The following is a 19683-nucleotide window of genomic DNA, read 5'->3' as shown; positions in this document are numbered from 1 at the left end:
CCCATGGCGCTCGACCATATCGTCGTCCGCGGCGCGCGTACGCACAACCTCAAGAACATCGACGTCGACATCCCGCGCGACAGGCTCGTCGTCATCACGGGCGTCTCCGGTTCCGGGAAGTCGTCGCTCGCCTTCGACACGATCTACGCCGAAGGGCAGCGCCGTTACGTCGAATCGCTCTCGTCCTATGCCCGCCAGTTCCTCGAACTGATGGAGAAGCCCGACGTCGACGCGATCGACGGCCTTTCCCCCGCCATTTCGATCGAGCAGAAATCGGTCAGCAAGAACCCGCGCTCGACCGTCGGCACCGTCACCGAGATCTACGACTACCTGCGCCTCCTCTACGCCTCGATCGGCCGCGTCCACTGCCCCGAGTGCGGCAACGAGATCCGGCGGCAGACGGTGACCCAGATCGTCGACGCCGTCATGTCCGCCGGCGACGGGGCGAAGGTGTCGCTGCTTTCGCCCGTGGTCCGGGGCCGGAAGGGCGAGTTCCGGAAAGAGTTCGAGAAGTTCCGGCGCGATGGGTTCACCCGCGCGATCGTCGACGGCGAGACGCGCGACCTCGAGGACGAGATCGCCCTCGACAAGAAGCTCAAGCACGATGTCGACGTCGTGGTCGACCGGATCCGGGTGGCGGAAAGCGCCCGGGGGCGTCTCGCCGACTCGGTGACGCTCGCCCTTTCGCTGTCCGACGGACTCGTTCGCGTTACCGAGGAAGGGGGCGCCTCGATGCTCTACAGCGAGAAGTTCGCCTGCCCCGATTGCAACGTCAGCATCCCCGAGGTCACCCCCCGCCTCTTCTCGTTCAACAGCCCGCACGGCGCCTGCCCCGAGTGCGACGGCCTGGGCGCCACGGTCTACTTCGACCCCGAGCTGATCGTGCCCGATCCCGCACGATCGCTGCGTAGCGGGGCGATCGCCCCGTGGCGCAAGCGGTCCACGCCTTTTTACTGGCAGACGCTCGAGGCGCTCGCCGCCCATTTCCGCTTCTCGCTCGACAAGCCGTTCATCGAGCTGCCGCAGAAGGTCCGCGACATGATCCTCAACGGCTCTTCCGAACCCGTCACCTTCCGGCTCTCCGAAGGGACGCGCGACTTCTCCTACTCCAAGCCGTGGGAAGGGGTGATCGGCAACCTGGAACGCCGGTCCAGGGAGACGTCGTCCGAGGACATCCGCGAGGAGTTATCCTCCTGGACGAACAACCGCCCCTGCCGGGGATGCAACGGCGCGCGCCTCAAGAAAGAGGCGCTCTGCGTCAAGGTCGGCGGGCTGGGCATCGATGCGCTCACCCGCCTCTCGATCCGCGAAGCGGAAGCCTTTTTCGGGGAGATATCGCTTCCCGAGCGCGAGGTGAAGATCGCCTCCCGTATCCTCAGGGAGATCCGGGCGCGCCTCAGCTTCCTCATAAACGTCGGGCTCGACTACCTGTCGCTCTCCCGCCATGCGGGGACGCTGTCCGGCGGCGAAGGGCAGCGGATCCGGCTGGCCACGCAGATCGGTTCCTCGCTGATGGGCGTCCTCTACATCCTCGACGAGCCGTCCATCGGGCTCCACCAGCGCGACAACCGGCGGCTGCTCGGCACCTTGAAGCACCTGCGCGACGTGGGCAACACGGTGCTCGTCGTCGAGCACGACGAGGAGACGATCCGGGAGGCCGACTATGTGCTCGACATGGGGCCAGGCGCCGGCGAGCACGGGGGGTATGTCGTTTCCCGCGGGACTCCCGCCGAGATCGTGCGCGACCCGGAATCGCTGACGGGGCTCTACCTGTCGGGGAAGAAATCGATTCCGGTGCCGAAGGCGCGGCGGAAGGGGAACGGGCACGCGCTTTCGCTGCGCGGATGCACGGCCAACAACCTCAAGCGCCTGGACGTCGATTTTCCGCTGGGGCTGATCACCTGCGTGACCGGCGTCTCCGGCTCGGGCAAGTCGACGCTGGTGCTCGACACGCTTTACCGGGCGCTGGCCCAGAAGCTGTTCGACGCCCGGGAGCGGCCGGGGGCCCACGAATCCGTCTCCGGCCTCGAGCACGTCGACAAGGTGATCGACATCGACCAGTCGCCGATCGGGCGCACGCCGCGCAGCAACCCGGCCACCTATTCGGGCGTGTTTACCCCGATCCGCGACCTGTACGCGATGCTGCCCGAGAGCAAGGCGCGCGGCTACAAGGCCGGGAGATACTCGTTCAACGTGAAGGGGGGGCGGTGCGAGGCGTGCGAGGGCGACGGCATCATCCGGATCGAGATGCACTTCATGCCCGACGTCTACGTGACTTGCGAGGAGTGCCGCGGCCGCCGTTACAACCGCGAGACGCTCGAGATCCTCTACAAGGGCAAGAGCATCGCCGACCTCCTCGAGATGACGGTCGAGCAGGCCCACGCGTTCCTTTCGAGCATCCCGGCGATCCGGCACAAGCTCGAAACGCTCGAGCGGGTGGGGCTCGGCTACATCAAGCTCGGGCAGCCGGCCACGACGCTGTCCGGCGGCGAGGCGCAGCGCGTGAAGCTTGCGAAAGAGCTTTCGAGACGGTCGACCGGCCGCACCGTCTACATCCTCGACGAGCCGACGACCGGCCTGCACTTCGACGACATCAGGAAGCTGCTCTCGGTGCTCGAGATGTTCGCCGACGCGGGCAACACGGTCATCGTGATCGAGCACAACCTCGACGTGATCAAGACGGCCGACCACGTCATCGACCTGGGGCCCGAGGGAGGCGACCGGGGTGGAGAGATCCTGGCGGCGGGAACGCCCGAGGAAGTCGCGCGTGTCGCGTCATCTCACACGGGCCGCTTCCTGCGCGAGCTGCCGGGGATGGGGAGGAGCGCTCCGGGAGATTGAAGGCCCTTCTCCTCGAGTGTCGGTTTTGCGGGGCATCTCCCGGAAGGATTCGCGTCCGATGAAGATCGAAAAGGAGCAGAAGTGGGCGACCAACTGATCAAGGGAACGGCCAAAGGGGCGCCGCTGCTGGTCGTCGGCGTCTCTTGCACGGCGGCGGTGGCGGAGGCCGCCCGGATCCACGACTGCCATCCGACCGCGGCGGTGGCGCTCGGGAGAGCTCTGGGCGGCGCGCTGCTGTTTTCGGCCATGCTCAAGGAGGGCCAGCGCGTCATCCTCCAGGTGGCGGGCGACGGCCCGCTGGGCGGGATCGTCGCCGAGGGCGATGCCGCCGGGCGTACCCGCGGCTACGTCAAGCAGCCGCACGCCGATCTCTATCTTCCTGACGGCCGGATCGATGTCGGGGGTGCGGTCGGGAAGGGCATTCTCAGCGTCGTGCGCGACCTGGGGGTCCGGCAAAACTATCGGGGCAGCGTGCCGATGCAGACCGGCGAGCTTGCCGAGGACCTCGCGCATTACCTGCACGTGTCCGAGCAGATCCCGTCGGCGGTCGCGCTTGGGGTCTTCATCGATCCGGACGGCTCGGTGGGCGCGGCCGGCGGGTACATGCTCCAGGCGCTTCCCGGGGCCGACGACCTGATGCTCGAATTCCTCGAGCATCGTATCACCGAGACGAAGCCGGTCACGGCGATGCTGCGCGACGGCATGACGCCCGAGGAGATGCTCAAGGAGGCGATCGGCATCCCGTTCGACATCCTCGAACGCAAGGAGCCGCGCTACTTCTGCCCCTGCAGCCGCGAGCGGGTGCTCAATGCGCTGGCGGCGCTGCCGATGGCCGACCGCGAAGAGCTCTCCGAAAAGGGAGAGCCCGTGGTCGTGACGTGCGAATTCTGCCGGACGGTCTACGAGATCACCCCCGAGGCGATCCGCGACCTGGCTTCGTCCGGGACGGAGGTTGAACCCGGATGAAACGCTTCCTGATCGCCCTGCTCTTCGTGTCCTCCGCTTTCGTATCGTCCGCCTATTCCGCCACGCCGAGCGACCTCTGGCTGGACGACGTCACGGCCAAGCTCGAAGCGAAGCTCGCCGAGGTGAAGGAGCGGATCGTCCGATACGAGGGGACGGCAGGGAAGGCCGACCGGCTCGCAGACCAGGCGCGGGAGGCCGGAAAGGGAAGCGAGGCGACCGCCCGGCAAGCGGCCGTGAATGCGCGGAAGGCGAAGGACAAAGCCGAGAAGGCGAAGGAAGGGATCGAAAACGAGCTGGCGTCCGTCCGGCGGCTCCGGGTGGCGTTCGCGTCGGGTGCCGATGCGGAGGTCGCGGCCTGCTGCAAGACTTACGGCCAGCTTCAGCAGGACATCGACGCGAACAAGCGGTACGGCAAGGAGATCGAGAAGGCGCAGGCGCAGCTCGCGGAGTGGACCGAGAAGAACGACCAGGCGTGGAAGGATGCGGCCATGGCGGGCGTCGAGGCGGTGGTCGCCTCCTGCACCGCCGCGCTCGACAAGCGCGTCGCGCGGGCGACCGAGCTCCGGACCGGCCTCAACAACATGGAGGGGCAGCTGATCGGAAAATACGGGCAGAAGAATTTCAACAAGCTCGTGTCGAAGCTGGAAGTCACCTCCCGGTCCTACGACAAGGCGACCCGCCTGATCTCGAAGGCGCGCATCCCGGGATGGTCCAACGCGGGGGCCGAGGGGATCGGCTACTATGAGCAGTTCATGAACGCCGTCAGCGAGATCGCCATGATCGAGGGCGAAGGCGACCGGTACCTGGCGGAGGCGATCCGCGACCCGGAAGTCGGCGCCATCATCAACCAGGATTTTCCCATGGTCGACCTGCATGGCTTCGTCTTCGGGAAGGAGATGGAATCGCTGCTGGAGGCGGCGGGGATGAGCACCCTCCCGGTCGCTTTCGGCGACTTCCTCGTCAAGTACGGCTACAGCGCCACCGACTGGGCGCTGAGCCGGCAGCGGATCCTCCAGCAGATCGAGATCGCCGACCAGCAGCTGAAGGCGGTCGAAGCGCTCGGGAAACAGCAGCAGCGCAGCATGGAGGCGTTCAAGAAGTGCCGGGCCGAGATCCTGCAACGGGAAAATATCGTCGATTGGTCCGAAAGGTAACGGGGGGAGCCGCTGAAGGCCTCCCCCCGCCGTTTGCGATGACTCCGACTTTTTCGGCCGGACCTACGCCTGCCCCATGATCTGCTTCAGGTCGTCCTGCGCATTCCCGATCGGCGCGATGTTGAAGTTGGCAACCAGGAAGTCGAGGACGTTGGGCGTGATGAACGCGGGCAGCGCCGGCCCGAGCTTGATGTTCTTGACGCCGAGGTGGAACAGCGTGAGCAGGATGACGACCGCCTTCTGTTCGTACCAGGAGAGGATGAACGACAGCGGCAGGTCGTTGACGCCGCAGTCGAAGGCGCCGGCCAGCGCGAGCGCGATCTGGATGGCCGAATAGGCGTCGTTGCACTGCCCGACGTCGAGCAGCCGCGGGATGCCGCCGATGTCGCCGAAGTCGAGCTTGTTGAAGCGGAACTTGCCGCAGGCGAGCGTCAGGATCACGCAGTCCTTGGGCACGGCCTCCGCAAACTCGGTGAAGTAGTTGCGGCCCGGCTTGGCGCCATCGCAGCCGCCGATCAGGAAGAAGCGCTTGATCGCGCCCGCCTTGACGCCCGCGATCACCTGGTCGGCGACGCCGAGCACGGCGTTGTGGCCGAAGCCCACGAGGATGTCCTTCCCCGGCGCCTCGGAAAATCCGGGAAGCGAGAGCGCCCGCGCGATGACCGGGGCGAAGTTGCGGTCGGCGATGTGCTTCACACCGGGCCACGCGACCAGCCCGCTGGTGAAGATGTTGTCCATGTAAGACTGCGCCGGTTTCTGGATGCAGTTGGTCGTCATCAGGATCGCGCCGGGGAACTGCGCGAATTCCTTGGCCTGGTCCTGCCACGCGCCGCCGTAGTTGCCCGCGAGGTGCTTGTACTTCTTGAGGCCGGGGTAGCCGTGCGCCGGGATCATTTCGCCGTGCGTGTAGATGGAGATCCCCTTGCCCTCGGTCTGCTTCAGCAACTCCTCGAGGTCGAGCAGGTCGTGGCCGGAAACGAGGATCGCCTTGCCCGCCTTCGTCCCCAGGTTGACCGGCGTCGGAACCGGGTGCCCGTAACGACCGGTGTGCGCGTTGGAGAGGATTTCCATCGTCTTGAGGTTGACGCGGCCGCATTCCAGGATCAGCCCGACGAATTCCATGAGCCCCAGCGAATGGTCGGTGGTCGCCGCCAGCGCCTTCTCGGTGAAGCCGAAGATCTCGTCGTCCTTCGCCCCCAGGATGTAGGCGTGGTCGGCATAAGCGGCCATCCCCTTGAGGCCGTAGACCAGGGTCTCGATGGCCGAGCGGACGTCGGGATCTGCGTTCTGGGTGTTGATCCCGTGCTGCTCACCCTGGGCGATCAGCCCGGCAAGGTCGTCGGCAGGGACCCAGTTGGCGGCATCGATGCGGCTTGGAGGCGGAGCGGCGCCCATCTTGGCCGTTGCGGCCTCGACGTAGATCTGCTTCGCTTTTTCCTTCATCTCGAAGGCCTTGCGGATCACCAACTCGATCCGCTCCGGGTCGAAGTTGACGTTGGTCACCATGGTGAAGAGTCCCTCGATGACGAACAGGTCGATCGCTTCGTCGCGCGCCCCGAACGAACGTGCCTTGTCGGCATAGATCGAGATGCCCTTGAGCGCAAAGAGCAGCAGGTCCTGGAGCGCCGCGACGTCCGGCTTCTTCCCGCAGACGCCCACAAGGTCGCATCCCGTCCCGCCCTTCGCCTGTTCGCACTGGTTACAGAACATGCCCATCGTCATCCTCCTCGTTTTTCATTTCGGTTGAAATTGAACGACATGATGACGGCAGGATAACCCGTCGCGTGTGGGATGACCTTGACCCGCGTCAAGATGCACGCGAAATGTGCCCGGAGCCGCTGCGCACGCCGGGGTATTGCGTAGGCGCGGTGTTTCGGAAAAAAAAAGCTCCTTTCGGCACCAGGCCCCGGATCGGTTTACGGACACCGCGGCCTCACGCTCCCCGGCGTACGCCCAAGCGGGGGTCCCTGGACGGGGGCCTCTGAGGCGATCCGGGAGGCATGGATGCCGGAGAATCGCCTCAGGGAGACGCAGGCGGTCCATGGAAGGGCCGGCAAGTCGTCCCCCGGGAAGGGAGCCCCCGCGTGGCGCTTAGCCGGGGAGCCACGCGCCAACCTACGCCTCGGGAAAGCGGCCTAAAGCACCGGAAGTTCATGGCCCCTTCCCCAGCAGCTTCTCCACGACGTGCGGTTCGAACAGTTTCCGAACCTCGGCTTCGACGGCGGAAAGAATCGGGCGCGTGCGGTTCTCGGGCTGCATGCACCAAAGCATCTTCATATCCTCATCGACGGTGAGAAGGCCGCCCGTGACGACGAGCGGGAACATGATGCAGAAGCGCGGCTTGAAGCGCCAGCCGTCGAAGCCCGCCTCGATCGCCCCTTTTTGGATCGCGCATCCGTGGTCGGGGTGGAACAGGGCGCACGCCCCGCCGATCGCCTGCGTCTCGACCGCAACGCCGCTGGGGCAATCCTCGTCGGGCTCGGATACCCCGAACCAGCACACCGGGTCGGCCGCCTCGGGCCGCACCCACGGCTTGAACAGTTCCTGGTGGGCGAGGATTTCGCGGGACTCCTCGCGGTCGGTCCAGACGCCGTGCGCGCAGCACTTGCTGCCGCAGGCGGCGAGGTCGCATCGATGGGGAAATTTCGCGGTAAAGACGAGCGGATCGATCTTAGGCACGCCGGCCCCTCCGGTTGGGTTGGATGCCGACATTATAACCCTGTCCGGCAAAACGCAAAAAAGGCCCCCCCGTTTCCGGGAGGGCCTTTTCTTTCGGTCCGGATCTTCGGACCCTGGTTTTTCGTCTTTGTCTTAGAGCTTGCCGACGAGGACGAACGCGATGACCAGGGTGTAGATGACGAGGGACTCGATCAGCGCGAGACCGACGATCATCGGGATGAAGATCTTGTTCTGGGCGGAAGGATTGCGGGCAATTCCCTCCAGACCCGCTGCGATCGCCTTGGCCTGGCCGATTGCACCGCCGAACGAGGCGATCGCGATGCCGAAGCCGGCAGCGAGAGCGATCACCATCTTGACGGAGCTGTCGCCGGCGCCCGCAGCGGCGGGAGCGGCGCCTTCAGCGAAGGCCACGGAAGCCGCCAGCACAAGTGCCAGCGACGTCAGGAAAAAGAGAAAGGTTTTGCGGAACATTGGGTGTACCCCCTTGTATGTTTTGCCCGACGGGTGGTTCCGCCCGCCCGCCAGGGTGGAGCCGGACAAAAAGCCTTTGCGACTAGTGCTCCTCTTCGTGCACCACCGCGCCCGCGATGTAGATCATGGACAGGATGGTGAAGACGAAGGCCTGCATGAACGCGACGAAGAGACCGAGTCCCATGAAGATCGAGGGGACAACGAAGGGGACCAGCGCCATGAAGCCGGTGACGACGGCGTGGTCGCCGCTGATGTTGCCGAAAAGACGCAGCGAGAGCGACATCGGTCGGGCCAGGTGCGAGATGATCTCGATCGGCAGGAAGAGCCAGCCGAGCCACCAGACGGGCCCGAGAAAATGCTTGAAATAGGCGAGACCGTTTTCCTTGACGCCGAAGAAGTGGGTCGACAGGAAGATGACGAGCGCCAGCCCGACGGTGATGTTCATCTTGTCGGTCGGCGGCAGGAAGCCGGGGATGAGCCCCAGCAGGTTCATGAACAGGATGAAGATGAAGCAGGAGCCGAGCAGCGGCATGTATTTCTTCGCGTGGTGCCCCAGGATGTCTTCGGCGATGCCGACGAGGAAGGAGAGGATCAGCTCGAGGAAGTTGCGCAGCGTGAAGTTCGGGTCGGGGATGACCATCTCGTCGGTCGATTTCGACCGGACCACGAGCACCGAGAGAATCACAAGCAGGACGGCGATCGTGACGGAGGCGTAGATCGGGGCGAGATGTCCACCTTCGGGCAGCAGCTGGAACCAGGTAAACCCGTGTTCCGCCGCCATCGCGGTCGCCGGCAGCAACAGCGCGGTCGCCGTGATTCCCCAGAGCCATTTCCGCATTGCCAACCCCCTTCTAGAGAAAGCTAATTCTTTGCTTCGATCGCCCGCGACAGTCCCTCGAGCAGGATGCCGAGGAACAGGGCGGACAGGCCGAGCAGGAAACCCGCAGCATCGAACCACCCCGACCGGATCACGAGGAAGACCAGCGCGACCAGGCCGAGAAACTTGAGGATGTACCGGACGGCAAACCCCTTGCCGAGCGTTCCGCCCGCCGTAAACGCCTTTTCGAGGATCTTCCTCATGAGGAAGAAGTTTCCGCAGGCGATGGCGGCGCCGCACAGGGCGCCCGGGAGCATCTTGTATCTTCCGAGCAGGGCGATCAGCCCCAGGATGACCGCTGCGCTGAGAAAGATTTTGAGCTCGACGGGCCGGAGCGAGAGCGCCGCGCTTGCGGGCGACTCGCCTGCCACCGGTTCGGGCGGCGGCCCTTCGGAGCCCGGTTTCCCCCCATCAGTCACCACCGGGTTTCACATCCTTCTTGTCGGCCTCGTCGGCCTCGCGCTGCGCCCGGATTGCTGCCCGGTAGAGGCTGCGGACGCCCGCGGCGAAGCCGAAGCCGATCCAGACCACCATGAGCCATGGCGCGGTGCCGAGCCATCGGTCGAGGTACCAGCCGATGCCCATTCCGATGACCACCGAGATGGACATTTCGATCCCGAGAGCGCCGTAGCGTCCCAGTTCGCGGTAAAAAGATCTCCGGTCGTCTTTATCGGTCATGGCGGTTAAACGAACATTTTTTATCACATCCGCCGCCGCCGGGTCAACCCGAAAGGCGGGCCTACTTCAGCTTCTTGAGCACGGTCTTGACCGCTTCGGCGGTCGCGTCGAGCTGCGCCTTGGTGTGGGCGAGCGAGACGAACCCGGCCTCGAACTGCGACGGGGCGACGTAGACGCCCTGCTCGAGCAGGCCGTGGAAATACTTCCCGTATTTGGCCGCGTCGCTCTTCTTGGCGCTGGCGTAGTCGGTGACCGGCCCCTTCTGGAAGAAGGTGGTCCACAGCGATCCCGCGCGGTTGGTGTAGGTCGGCACGCCGGATTCGCGCAGCACGGCCGCCAGCTTCCCGGCCAGATAATCGGCCTTGTCGTTGAGAAGCTGGTAGATCCCCTTCTGCGAAAGCTCGGTCAGGCAGGCGATGCCGGCCGCGACCGCAAGCGGATTCCCCGAGAGGGTTCCGGCCTGGTAGACGGGGCCGATCGGGGAAAGCGCGTCCATGATGTCCTTGCGGCCGCCGAAGGCGCCCACGGGCAGCCCGCCGCCGATGATCTTCCCGAGAACCGTCAGGTCGGGCGTGATGCCGAACAGCTCCTGTGCGCCGCCGAACGCGACGCGGAAGCCGGTGATCACCTCGTCGAAGATCAGCAGCGCGCCTTCCTTCTTCGTGATCTCGCGCAGTGCTTCGAGGAAGCCGGGCTGCGGGATGATGACGCCCATGTTGGCGGGAATCGCCTCGACGATCAGTGCCGCGATCTTCCCCTTGTTTTTGGCGAACACGGCCTTGACGGCGTCGAGGTCGTTGAAGGGGACGGTGAGGGTGTGCTTCGCGAGGTCGGCCGGCACGCCGGGGGAGTCGGGCGCCCCGAAAGTGATGACGCCGGAGCCGGCCTTGACCAGCATCGAGTCGGCATGCCCGTGGTAGCAGCCCTCGAACTTGAGGATGCCGTCGCGACCGGTGAATCCGCGCGCGAGCCGGATGGCGCTCATCGCCGCCTCGGTGCCGGAGGAGACCAGCCGCACCTTCTGGATGGAGGGCATCGCCTTGCGGATCAGGTGGGCCAGCGTGGTCTCGCCCTCGGTCGGGGCGCCGTAGCTCGTGCCCTTGACGGCCGCGGTCTTGATGGCCGCGAGCACCTTCGGGTTCGCATGTCCCAGGATCATGGGGCCCCACGACGAGACGTAGTCGATAAAAGTGTTGCCGTCGACGTCCGTGACGGTCGCCCCCTTGGCCTTCTCGATGAAGAGCGGCGTGCCGCCCACGGAACGGAACGCGCGGACGGGCGAATTGACGCCGCCGGGGATGACGGACTGGGCCGCTGCGAACAACTTCTTGGACATCGCGATCTTCAAACGGGCCACGGGATTGCCTCCTGGGTGAATTGGCGAATTGTACACGTTTTTCAATCGCCCAGCCACTGTCCGAGCGGCTGCGTCCCCGGATTGCTTTCGAGCACGCTGCGCAGGACCGAGGCGATCGGAATCGCGAGGAGGAGTCCCATCCCCCCCCACATCCAGCCGAAGAAGAGGATGGCGAGCGTCGAGGAGACGGCGTTCAGGTGCGTCCGCCCGCCGACCAGCCGGGGGATCAGGTAGTTCGCGGCCAGGAGGTGGAACGTGGTCACGCCCGCCACGATGGCCAGCAGCGGCAGCCCGGAGTCGAAGGAGACGAGCCCCACGATCAGCGCCGGGACCATCGCCAGCACCAGCCCAAGGTACGGGACGGTGCTCATGATGCCGCTCAGGGCGCCCAGAACGAGCCAGTAGGGGAGTCCGGCCGCCCAGAACAGGAGGATCGTCAGGCTGCTCAGGATCGCCGCGATGATCGCGTTGCCGACGAGGAACGTCTGCATCATTTCCTCGATCTCGGTCAGAAGCGCGCGCATCCGCGCCTCGCGGTCGGGGAACAGCGCCAGCGTCCGCCGCGTCAGCGAATCTTTCTCGGCCAGGATGAAATACACCAGGAAGGGGATGAAGCTGAGAGAAAATACGACCGAGGTGATCGAGCCCAGCCCGCTGAACAGCTTTTCCATGAACGAGTTGTCCTGGCTGACGATGACCTGGGGCGATTTTCCGACCGGGGCCACCGGCGGAACCAATCCCTTCTTGAACGCATCCAGCCCCCGCTCGAACCCGTGCATCCGCTCCGTGGCGGACTCGATGATCGGCGCGGTCCGGATCTTGTCGGCCAGCGCGGGGAGGTCGGTCAGGAAGCCCTGTGCCCCCGTATAGGCGAAGTAAAGGATGCCGTAGAGCGATCCGACGGCCAGGAAGACGACGATCATGCTGCCGACGTGACGGGGCAGCCTGAGCCGGAGGTGGAGCGCCCGGACCGGAGGTTCGAGCGCGATGGCGATCAGGATCGAGGAAAAGATCGTGATGAAGACCGACGCCGCGTAGTGGAGAAGCCCGAGCACTCCCAGCACGGCGAGCACGGAGAGGCTGATCGTCACCGAGGCGGGTGGCGCGAGCAGGAGGGAGCGCTTCGTCTCCCCGTTCCCGTGGTCGCCGGGCGCCGGCCGGTCCTGCGCGGGCGGGACGGAAGTACCTGAGGTTGTCTCGTTCCGGGATCTCAGGAAATCGAAGGGTCGCATGCGCCTAATGTACCCCATTTTCGGGCTGCATCGATGCGTTCGTTGCCGATCCGGAATCGCGGGCGGCGACTGGATGAAATCATTTTTTGGTTGACAGGTCCCTATCCGCGAGTTATGAATCAACAGTTTTCGAACATACCGAACCCCCGACAAGTGGTGATCATTCCCCGCGTTGCCAACCGACTGATCCGGCGCCCGGGGATCGCCCGAATACATTTCGAAGGAATCGGGAAGTGTCCAAATGCTGACTCAATTTGCATCAGTCTTCGTGTTCATGTTGCTCGGCGCCCTGACGGTTTTCGTCATGGTGGGCGGCTCGCGCCTGCTCCAGCCCCGCGACCAGAGCGCCGCGAAGCTCACCACCTACGAGTGCGGCGAGCCCACGATCGGCAGCTCCTGGGTCCAGTTCAACATCCGCTTCTACGTCCTTGCCCTCGTCTTCGTCGTGTTCGACGTCGAAGTAGCGCTGCTCTACCCGTGGGCGGTCATCTTCAAGCAATTCATTCTCGAGGGGCAGGGCGGCCTCGTTTTCGTGGAAGCGTTGATCTTCATCGTCATCCTGATCTCGGGCCTCGCGTACCTCTGGAAGGAGGGCGACCTCGAATGGGTCCGTTCCCTCCAGGGCGCCAAGGCCAGGAAGGCCAACTCATGAGTAACGATCCCGTCCTTTCGGCCAACGCCCCCATGGCGCCCGAAGGCGTCGTCATGGTCGGCAGCGCCGACAAGCTGATCAACTGGGGGCGCCGTTCCTCCCTCTGGTATCTGCTGTTCGCGACCGCATGCTGCGGCATCGAGCTCATGCAGACGGGCGCTTCGCGCTACGACCTCGACCGGTTCGGCTCCGTCTTCCGCACTTCCCCGCGCCAGGCCGACCTGCTGCTCGTCGCCGGCACGATCACCCACAAGATGGCCGAGCGCGTCAAGCTGCTCTACGATCAGATGCCCGAGCCCAAGTACGTCATTTCCATGGGCTCCTGCGCAAACACGGGCGGCCCTTTCTACCGGGACTCCTACTGCGTGGTCAAGGGCGTCGACCAGATCGTGCCCGTCGACGTCTACGTGCCCGGCTGCCCGCCACGGCCAGAGGCGCTCATCGACGGCATCATCCGCCTCCAGAAATTGATCGACCAGCGCAAAAATTTCGGCAAGTCGGCCTGAAAAAGGATATCCACTTGGACGCGAAAGCCATCTTCCAGTCGCTCAAATCCCGTTTCGGCGACGCCGTGATCGAACTCCAGGACGCGGGGTTCGATCCCGCGTTCGTGGTCGTATCGCCCGCAGCGATTCTGTCGATCGCCCGTTTCCTCCGCGACGATCCTTCGATGAAGTTCGACGCGCTCATGTGCCTCTCCGGCGTCGACTACAAGGAGAATCTGGCCGTCGCCTACCACCTGCACTCCATGTCGCTCCGGCACAAGATCGGCGTCAAGGTGCTCCTTCCCAAGGAAGAGCCCCGTCTCGACAGCGTCGACTCGGTCTGGCCCACGGCCAATTTCATGGAGCGCGAAGCCTACGACATGTTCGGCATCCACTTCATCGGGTCGATCGACCTGCGACGCATCCTGCTCCCCGAAGACTGGCCGGGGCACCCGCTTCGCAAGGATTACGTCTATCCCGAGTCGTACCACGGGGTGAAGGTATGATCGAGACCACCGAACGGCAGGCGCTTCCGACCCAGGAAATGCTTCTCAACATGGGTCCCCAGCACCCGTCCACGCACGGAGTGCTGCGGGTGATCCTGCGCACCGACGGCGAGGTCGTGGTCAACGCCCGCCCCGACATCGGCTATCTCCACCGCGGCCTCTCCAAGATCGCCGAGCGCAACGTCTACGGCTCGTTCATGCCCTACACCGACCGGCTCGACTACCTGGCCTCGATGAACTGCAACGCCGCCTACAGCTGGGCGGTCGAGAAGCTGGCCGGCATCGAGGTTCCCGAGCGCGCCGAGTTCATCCGCGTCATCGTCTGCGAGCTTAACCGGATCTCCTCGCACCTCATCTCCTTCGGCTCGTTCACGGCCGACATGGGTGCGTTTACGCCGTTCCTCTACGCCATCCGCGAGCGCGAGCGGGTCAACGACCTGTTCGAGGAGCTGTGCGGCAACCGGCTCACCTACAACTACTGCCGGATCGGCGGCGTCTCCGCCGACCTCCCCGACGGCTGGCTCGGCAAGGTCAAGGACTTCCTCGACTATTTCGAGCCGAAGATCCCCATGTACAACGAGCTCATCTCCTACAACAAGATTTTCGTCCACCGGCTCGCCAACGTCGCGGCGATTTCCCCGGAGGATTGCATTGCCTACGGCCTGACCGGGCCCAACCTGCGCGGATCCGGCGTTCCGTTCGACCTGCGCAAGGACGAGCCCTACTCCGTCTACCCGAAGTTCGACTTCAATGTCTGCGTCGGACGCGGAGAGAAGGGGCAGCTCGGCGATTGCTTCGACCGGTACATGGTCCGGATCGACGAGATGCGCGAAAGCATCAAGATCCTCCGTCAAGCCCTCGAGATGATCCCCGAGGGACCCGTCATGGCCAAGGTCCCGCGCGTGTTCAAGCCGGCGCCGGGCGAGGTCTACTTCCGCGCCGAGAATCCCCGCGGCGAAACCGGCTTCTACATCATCAGCGACGGATCGGCCAATCCCTACCGCGTCCAGATCCGAACCGGCTCCTTCGTCACGATGAACATTTTCGAGAAGGTTACCAGGGGGCTCATGATCGCCGACATCGTGGCGGTCATCGGCAGCTTCGACATCATTCTTCCGGAGATTGATCGCTAACATGGAACAGCTCACCGCACTTATCATCCAGAAGGTGCCCGCGCTCGCCGTGGCCCCTTGGGCGGTGACGCTCCTGCTCATCGGGATCGTCGCATTCATCATCCTGAACTTCGCGATGGTGTTCGCCGGCTTCGGGACCTACCTCGAACGGAAGATCGCGGCCGACGTCCAAGGCCGCATCGGCCCCAACCGGGTCGGCCCCATCGGCCTCCTCCAGTTCCTCGCGGACGGCGTCAAACTGATCCTCAAGGAAGACGTCATCCCGGCCGCCGCCGACCATCACCTGTTCAGGCTGGCACCCTACCTGGTTTTCGTGGGGTCGTTCGCTGCATTCGTCGTCGTCCCGTTCGGCTACTCGCTCGTTGCGGCCGACCTCAATATCGGCATCTACTACGTGATGGCGGTCACATCACTGGTCGCGATCGGCATCCTGATCACCGGCTGGGCCTCCAACAACAAGTGGTCCATGCTCGGCGGCATGCGCGCCGCGGCCCAGATCGTCTCTTACGAGATTCCGGTCGGCATGGCGCTCATCCCCGCGGTGCTCATCGCCGGGTCACTCTCCACGCAGGACATCATCAAGTCCCAGGGCGGGCTGCTCGGCATCTTCGGCTGGAACCTGTTTCACAACCCTTTCAGCTTCTTTTCCTTCTTCCTCTACCTGACCGCCGCGCTGGCCGAGACGAACCGCGCGCCGTTCGACCTTCCCGAGGCCGAGTCCGAGCTGGTCGCCGGCTACAGCACCGAGTATTCCGGCATTCGCTTCGGCATCTACTTCATGGCCGAGTACGCCGACGTCTTCGTGGTCTCGGCGCTGGCCACCGCCTGTTTTCTGGGGGGATGGCAGATCCCCTTCATCAATGCGGCTGCGCTCCCGGCGGTCTGGGCCAACCTGTTGTCTCTCGCCGTTTTCATGGCCAAGGCGCTCGCCCTTGTCTGCGTCATCATCTGGGTCCGCTGGACGCTTCCCCGCATCCGCGTCGACCAGCTGATGCGCATGTCCTGGAAATACCTGGTCCCGCTGACGTTCTTCAACTTCCTGGGCGTTTCCGCGTGGGTGCTGATCTTCAAGGGCAAGGGCATCCCGCAGCTGATCGCCTCGATCTTCGGATGAGAAAAATATGAGCATGAAATCCTACATCAACGACATCTGGGAGGCCGTGAGCACCACGGCCAAGGGGATGCGCATCACCGGGCGGGTCGGGATCGACGTCAAGGAAGAGGTCACGATCCAGTATCCCGAGCAGCGCGCGCCGATCTTCGAACGCTCCCGGGGCTTCCTCCAGAACGACATCAACACCTGCATCTCGTGCAACATGTGCGTCAAGATTTGCCCGGTCGACTGCATCTCGCTCGAGGCGGTGCGCGGTGCCGACAAGAAGATGGTGCTGGTCTCCTACGACATCAACATCGGCCGCTGCATGTACTGCGGGCTGTGCGTCGAGGTCTGCCCCGTCAAGTCGCTTACCCACTCCCACGGGTTCGAAAGAGCCATGCAGAGACGCGACGAGATGGTGTTGCACTTCATCCACGAAGACGCCGCGGTGATCCGGCAGCGCGTGGCGAAGGCGGTTGCCGAGGCTGCGGCGAAGGCGGCGACGGAAGCGAAGGCAGTCGAAGCGCAGCCGAAGCCGGCGGCTCCGCCCGCCGATACGGAGAAAAAGTAATGGCCGATCTCGTTTTCGTCCTCTTTTCGGTGATGATCGTCGTCTCGGCGCTCATCGTCGCGGGCAACTCCAACATCGTCTATTCCGCCGTGGGCTTGCTGTTCACGTTCATGGGCGTCGCCGGGCTCTACGTCCTTGCCTCCGCCGACTTCCTTGCCGCGACCCAGATGCTGGTCTACGTCGGCGCCATCCTGGTCCTGATCCTGTTCGCGGTGTTCCTGTCCAACCGCATCTCCGACGTCAAGCTGTCGAATCCGACCCACTTCCGGATTCCCGCTTTTCTCATCTGTCTTGCGCTGTTCGGCCTCCTGTCGCACACCGCGGTCACCACCCCGTGGGCCGTCAAGCAGGGCGTCGAGTATGCCCCGACGACCGCATCGATCGGCCGGTTGCTCATGACGAAATACCTGCTCCCGTTCGAGGTCGTCTCGGTACTCCTCCTCGCTGCCCTGATCGGCGCCGCGTTGCTGTCGCGCCCCGACGCTCCGAAACAGGGCGGCAAGCCCGATATGGAGGAAGGCAACTAATGGCCCTCGACAAGTTCCTGGTCGTCAGCGCCGCGCTCTTCTGCTGCGGACTCTACACGATCATGACCCGGCGCAACGGTGTTGCGCTGCTCATGGGGGTCGAATTGATCCTCAACGCCGCAAACATCAATCTTGTCGCTTTTTCGCATTACCTGGGAACGGTGATGGGCGGGCAGATCCTGGCCATTTTCGTGATCGTCATCGCCGCGGCCGAATCCGCCGTCGCGCTCGCGATCTTCCTCCGGATGTTCGCCTCGGTCGGTTCGGTCGAGGTCGACATTTCCGATTCGCTCAAGAACTGACGCAGCTACCGCCGACTTCAAGAGGGTGCTCTGTTGAACGAAACCAACTTCTTTCTGAAATACGCCTGGATCATCCCGTTCCTGCCGCTGTCGTCGTTTTTTATCAATATCTTCTTCGGCAAGCGGCTGCCGCGCAAGGGTGACTGGGTCTCGCTGCTGACCATCTTCTCCGCGCTGGTCATGGCGCTCGGCATTTTCAACGAAGTCATCATCCAGGGGTTCAACCCCGGCTTCAAGTACCATTTCACGTATCCGTGGCTGACGATCCTCGACCGTTTCCATATCAACGTCGGCATCATGATCGACAACATCACGGCCATCATGCTGGTCGTCGTCACGCTCGTTTCCTCCCTGGTGCACCTGTTCTCGGTCGGATACATGCACGGCGATCCCAAATACAATCGCTACTTTGCTTATCTGGGGATCTTCTCTTTCTCGATGCTGGGGCTGGTTCTTTCCGAAAGCATCTTCTTCCTGTTCATCTTCTGGGAGCTGGTCGGCCTGTGCTCCTACCTGCTCATCGGGTTCTGGTTCGAGAAAAAGTCTGCGTCCGATGCGAGCAAGAAGGCGTTCATCACCAACCGGGTGGGCGATTTCGGATTCCTCGCCGGCATCCTGATCCTGTTCGCCTTCACCGGCGTGTTCGGATACGACGAGATATTCGCGAGCGTCGCGGCGGGCAAGCTGAGCGGCACCATGCTGACGCTGGCCGGCGTTGCCCTGTTTTGCGGCGCAGTCGGGAAGTCGGCGCAGTTCCCGCTCCACGTCTGGCTGCCCGACGCGATGGAAGGCCCGACGCCCGTCTCGGCGTTGATCCACGCCGCCACCATGGTCGCCGCCGGCGTCTACCTCATCGGCCGCATGTACCCGATCTTCACGCCCGACGCCTTCCTCGTCATCGCCTACACGGGAACCGTCACGCTGTTCATGGCGGCGACGATTGCGTTGGCACAGAACGACATCAAGAAGATTCTCGCCTACTCCACCGTTTCCCAGCTCGGGTTCATGGTCTGCGGGCTGGGCGTCGGTGGCTACACGGCGGGACTCGCGCACCTCGTTACCCACGCCGGCTTCAAGGCGTGCATGTTCCTCGGCTCCGGGTCGGTCATCCACGCCGTCCACAGCCAGGACATCTTCGACATGGGCGCGTTGCGCAAGAAGATGCCGATCACCTTTGCGACGTTCCTGATCGGTACCTTGTCCATCTCCGGCGTCCCGTTCTTCTCCGGATTCTTCAGCAAGGACATGATCCTGGGCGATGCATTGGCGTTCGCGATGCTCAACCCGCAGCATTACGCGCTGTTCATCCTGCCGCTGGTCACCGCGGGCATGACCGCCTTCTACATGTTTCGCCTCGTGTTCATCACTTTCTTCGGCGAGCCGCGCGACCATCACAAGTTCGACCATGCGCACGAATCGCCTTTCAACATGGCGTTCCCGCTGGTCGTGCTGGCGCTGCTGTCCTTCGCCTACCCGTTCGAGCACAATGACTGGTTCAAGAAGCTGATCGTCAAGCCCCAGAGCGCGGTGGTCCTCCCCCACGGGTCCGGTCACGGCGAAGCGGCCAAGGTCGAAGCGGCTCCGGCCGTCGCTCCTGCGGGCATGGAGCATTCGGCGGCGACCGCTCCCGAGGCCGCCGGCATGTCGGCCGAAGAGAAGGAGCACGCCGAGCACGTCGCGCACGTGACGCACCTGGCCCATGGCCGGGCGATGATCTGTTCGCTGATCGTCGCCGGGGCCGGCATCCTGCTCGCGATAGTCGTCTACATCCTGGGCTGGATCGATCCGGCCAAGGTCAAGGCCGCGTGCCTTCCCCTCCACACTTTCCTGGCCAACAAGTGGTATTTCGATGAACTCTACGCGATGACCGTCATCGCGGGCACCATGTGGCTCGCCAGGTTGATGGCGCTGTTCGACCAGAAGATCGTCGACGGGCTGGTCAACCTGGTTGCGCGCATCAACCTGTGGGCGTGCCGGTTCGTCGGCCGCTTCGACAACCTGGTGGTCGACGGGGCGGTCAACGGCGTCGCCAGCGCGACCATCGGCGGCGGCACCGTGCTCCGAAGGATCCAGACCGGCAAAATATACCATTACGTTTTCGTGCTCATCGGCGGCGTCGTGGTCATCTTCCTGCTAAAAGCTTTTTAACGAATCGG

The 19683-nt window shown here is 64.0% G+C and carries 20 protein-coding genes; 12 read left to right on the top strand and 8 right to left on the bottom strand.

Translation table 11 applies throughout. From position 1 onward, the window contains the following. Positions 1-3 precede the first annotated feature (3 nt). The 3 genes from uvrA to VGK27_03305 all read left to right on the top strand — a co-directional run bounded on the left by uvrA (position 4) and on the right by VGK27_03305 (position 4961). Positions 4-2841, top strand: coding sequence for an excinuclease ABC subunit UvrA (gene uvrA / locus VGK27_03315; protein ID HEY3489136.1), 2838 nt, complete (start codon positions 4-6; stop codon positions 2839-2841). Positions 2842-2922: 81 nt separating this feature from the next. Then, positions 2923-3807 carry an Hsp33 family molecular chaperone HslO gene (gene hslO, locus VGK27_03310; GenBank protein ID HEY3489135.1) on the top strand — a complete coding sequence of 295 codons (885 nt, stop codon included), beginning with the start codon at positions 2923-2925 and terminating at the stop codon, positions 3805-3807. Continuing rightward, the gene (locus tag VGK27_03305; protein ID HEY3489134.1) at positions 3804-4961 is read left to right on the top strand and encodes a hypothetical protein; all 1158 of its coding nucleotides are present in this window, start codon (positions 3804-3806) and stop codon (positions 4959-4961) included. The genes hslO and VGK27_03305 overlap by 4 nt, the downstream gene beginning before the upstream one ends. A 63-nt stretch (positions 4962-5024) precedes the next feature. On the opposite strand, the gene hcp is transcribed toward VGK27_03305, so the two are convergent. The 8 genes from hcp to VGK27_03265 form a co-directional block, all read right to left on the bottom strand. Then, positions 5025-6677, bottom strand: a complete 1653-nt coding sequence (gene hcp, locus VGK27_03300; protein HEY3489133.1) for a hydroxylamine reductase — start codon at positions 6675-6677, stop codon at positions 5025-5027. Positions 6678-7112: 435 nt separating this feature from the next. Further along, positions 7113-7640 carry a DUF3109 family protein gene (locus VGK27_03295; GenBank protein HEY3489132.1) on the bottom strand — a complete coding sequence of 176 codons (528 nt, stop codon included), beginning with the start codon at positions 7638-7640 and terminating at the stop codon, positions 7113-7115. A gap of 132 nt (positions 7641-7772) precedes the next feature. After that, on the bottom strand, positions 7773-8111 hold the full coding sequence (locus VGK27_03290; protein ID HEY3489131.1) for an ATP synthase F0 subunit C: 339 nt from the start codon (positions 8109-8111) through the stop codon (positions 7773-7775). A gap of 82 nt (positions 8112-8193) precedes the next feature. Further along, positions 8194-8949 (bottom strand): F0F1 ATP synthase subunit A, encoded by a 756-nt coding sequence (gene atpB, locus VGK27_03285; GenBank protein ID HEY3489130.1) that lies wholly within the window; start codon positions 8947-8949, stop codon positions 8194-8196. 23 nt (positions 8950-8972) lie between these two features. Further along, entirely contained in the window at positions 8973-9410 is a 438-nt protein-coding gene (locus VGK27_03280; GenBank protein ID HEY3489129.1) for an ATP synthase subunit I, read from the bottom strand. Then, positions 9400-9666 carry an AtpZ/AtpI family protein gene (locus VGK27_03275; protein HEY3489128.1) on the bottom strand — a complete coding sequence of 89 codons (267 nt, stop codon included), beginning with the start codon at positions 9664-9666 and terminating at the stop codon, positions 9400-9402. Before VGK27_03275 ends, VGK27_03280 begins: the two co-directional genes overlap by 11 nt. 61 nt (positions 9667-9727) lie before the next feature. Further along, entirely contained in the window at positions 9728-11023 is a 1296-nt protein-coding gene (hemL, locus tag VGK27_03270) for a glutamate-1-semialdehyde 2,1-aminomutase (protein HEY3489127.1), read from the bottom strand. Between the two features lie 41 nt (positions 11024-11064). Beyond that, positions 11065-12255, bottom strand: a complete 1191-nt coding sequence (locus tag VGK27_03265; protein ID HEY3489126.1) for an AI-2E family transporter — start codon at positions 12253-12255, stop codon at positions 11065-11067. A 241-nt stretch (positions 12256-12496) separates the two neighbouring features. Between VGK27_03265 and VGK27_03260 the strand changes: the two genes are divergently transcribed. From VGK27_03260 to nuoL, 9 genes are read left to right on the top strand one after another with little or no spacing between them, the layout of a single operon-like run. Beyond that, positions 12497-12907, top strand: coding sequence for an NADH-quinone oxidoreductase subunit A (locus tag VGK27_03260; protein HEY3489125.1), 411 nt, complete (start codon positions 12497-12499; stop codon positions 12905-12907). Next, positions 12904-13413 carry an NADH-quinone oxidoreductase subunit B family protein gene (locus VGK27_03255; protein ID HEY3489124.1) on the top strand — a complete coding sequence of 170 codons (510 nt, stop codon included), beginning with the start codon at positions 12904-12906 and terminating at the stop codon, positions 13411-13413. Before VGK27_03260 ends, VGK27_03255 begins: the two co-directional genes overlap by 4 nt. A 14-nt stretch (positions 13414-13427) precedes the next feature. Then, positions 13428-13898 (top strand): NADH-quinone oxidoreductase subunit C, encoded by a 471-nt coding sequence (locus tag VGK27_03250; protein ID HEY3489123.1) that lies wholly within the window; start codon positions 13428-13430, stop codon positions 13896-13898. After that, positions 13895-15031 (top strand): NADH-quinone oxidoreductase subunit D, encoded by a 1137-nt coding sequence (locus VGK27_03245; protein ID HEY3489122.1) that lies wholly within the window; start codon positions 13895-13897, stop codon positions 15029-15031. The genes VGK27_03250 and VGK27_03245 overlap by 4 nt, the downstream gene beginning before the upstream one ends. Position 15032: 1 nt before the next feature. Beyond that, positions 15033-16145 (top strand): NADH-quinone oxidoreductase subunit NuoH, encoded by a 1113-nt coding sequence (gene nuoH / locus VGK27_03240; GenBank protein HEY3489121.1) that lies wholly within the window; start codon positions 15033-15035, stop codon positions 16143-16145. Between the two features lie 7 nt (positions 16146-16152). Further along, a complete protein-coding gene (locus tag VGK27_03235; GenBank protein HEY3489120.1) occupies positions 16153-16698 on the top strand; it encodes an NADH-quinone oxidoreductase subunit I in 546 nt (181 codons plus the stop codon). After that, on the top strand, positions 16698-17225 hold the full coding sequence (locus tag VGK27_03230) for an NADH-quinone oxidoreductase subunit J (protein ID HEY3489119.1): 528 nt from the start codon (positions 16698-16700) through the stop codon (positions 17223-17225). The genes VGK27_03235 and VGK27_03230 overlap by 1 nt, the downstream gene beginning before the upstream one ends. Then, a complete protein-coding gene (gene nuoK, locus VGK27_03225; GenBank protein ID HEY3489118.1) occupies positions 17225-17527 on the top strand; it encodes an NADH-quinone oxidoreductase subunit NuoK in 303 nt (100 codons plus the stop codon). The genes VGK27_03230 and nuoK overlap by 1 nt, the downstream gene beginning before the upstream one ends. Before the next feature lie 33 nt (positions 17528-17560). Then, entirely contained in the window at positions 17561-19675 is a 2115-nt protein-coding gene (gene nuoL, locus VGK27_03220; protein ID HEY3489117.1) for an NADH-quinone oxidoreductase subunit L, read from the top strand. Positions 19676-19683 lie beyond the last annotated feature (8 nt).

This window comes from Candidatus Deferrimicrobiaceae bacterium (assembly GCA_036504035.1).
In the GTDB taxonomy this organism is placed as follows: domain Bacteria; phylum Desulfobacterota; class Deferrimicrobia; order Deferrimicrobiales; family Deferrimicrobiaceae; genus JANXPS01.
The sequence above is the reverse complement of the archived record's forward strand: the minus strand, read 5'-3'. Positions and strand labels throughout refer to the sequence as shown.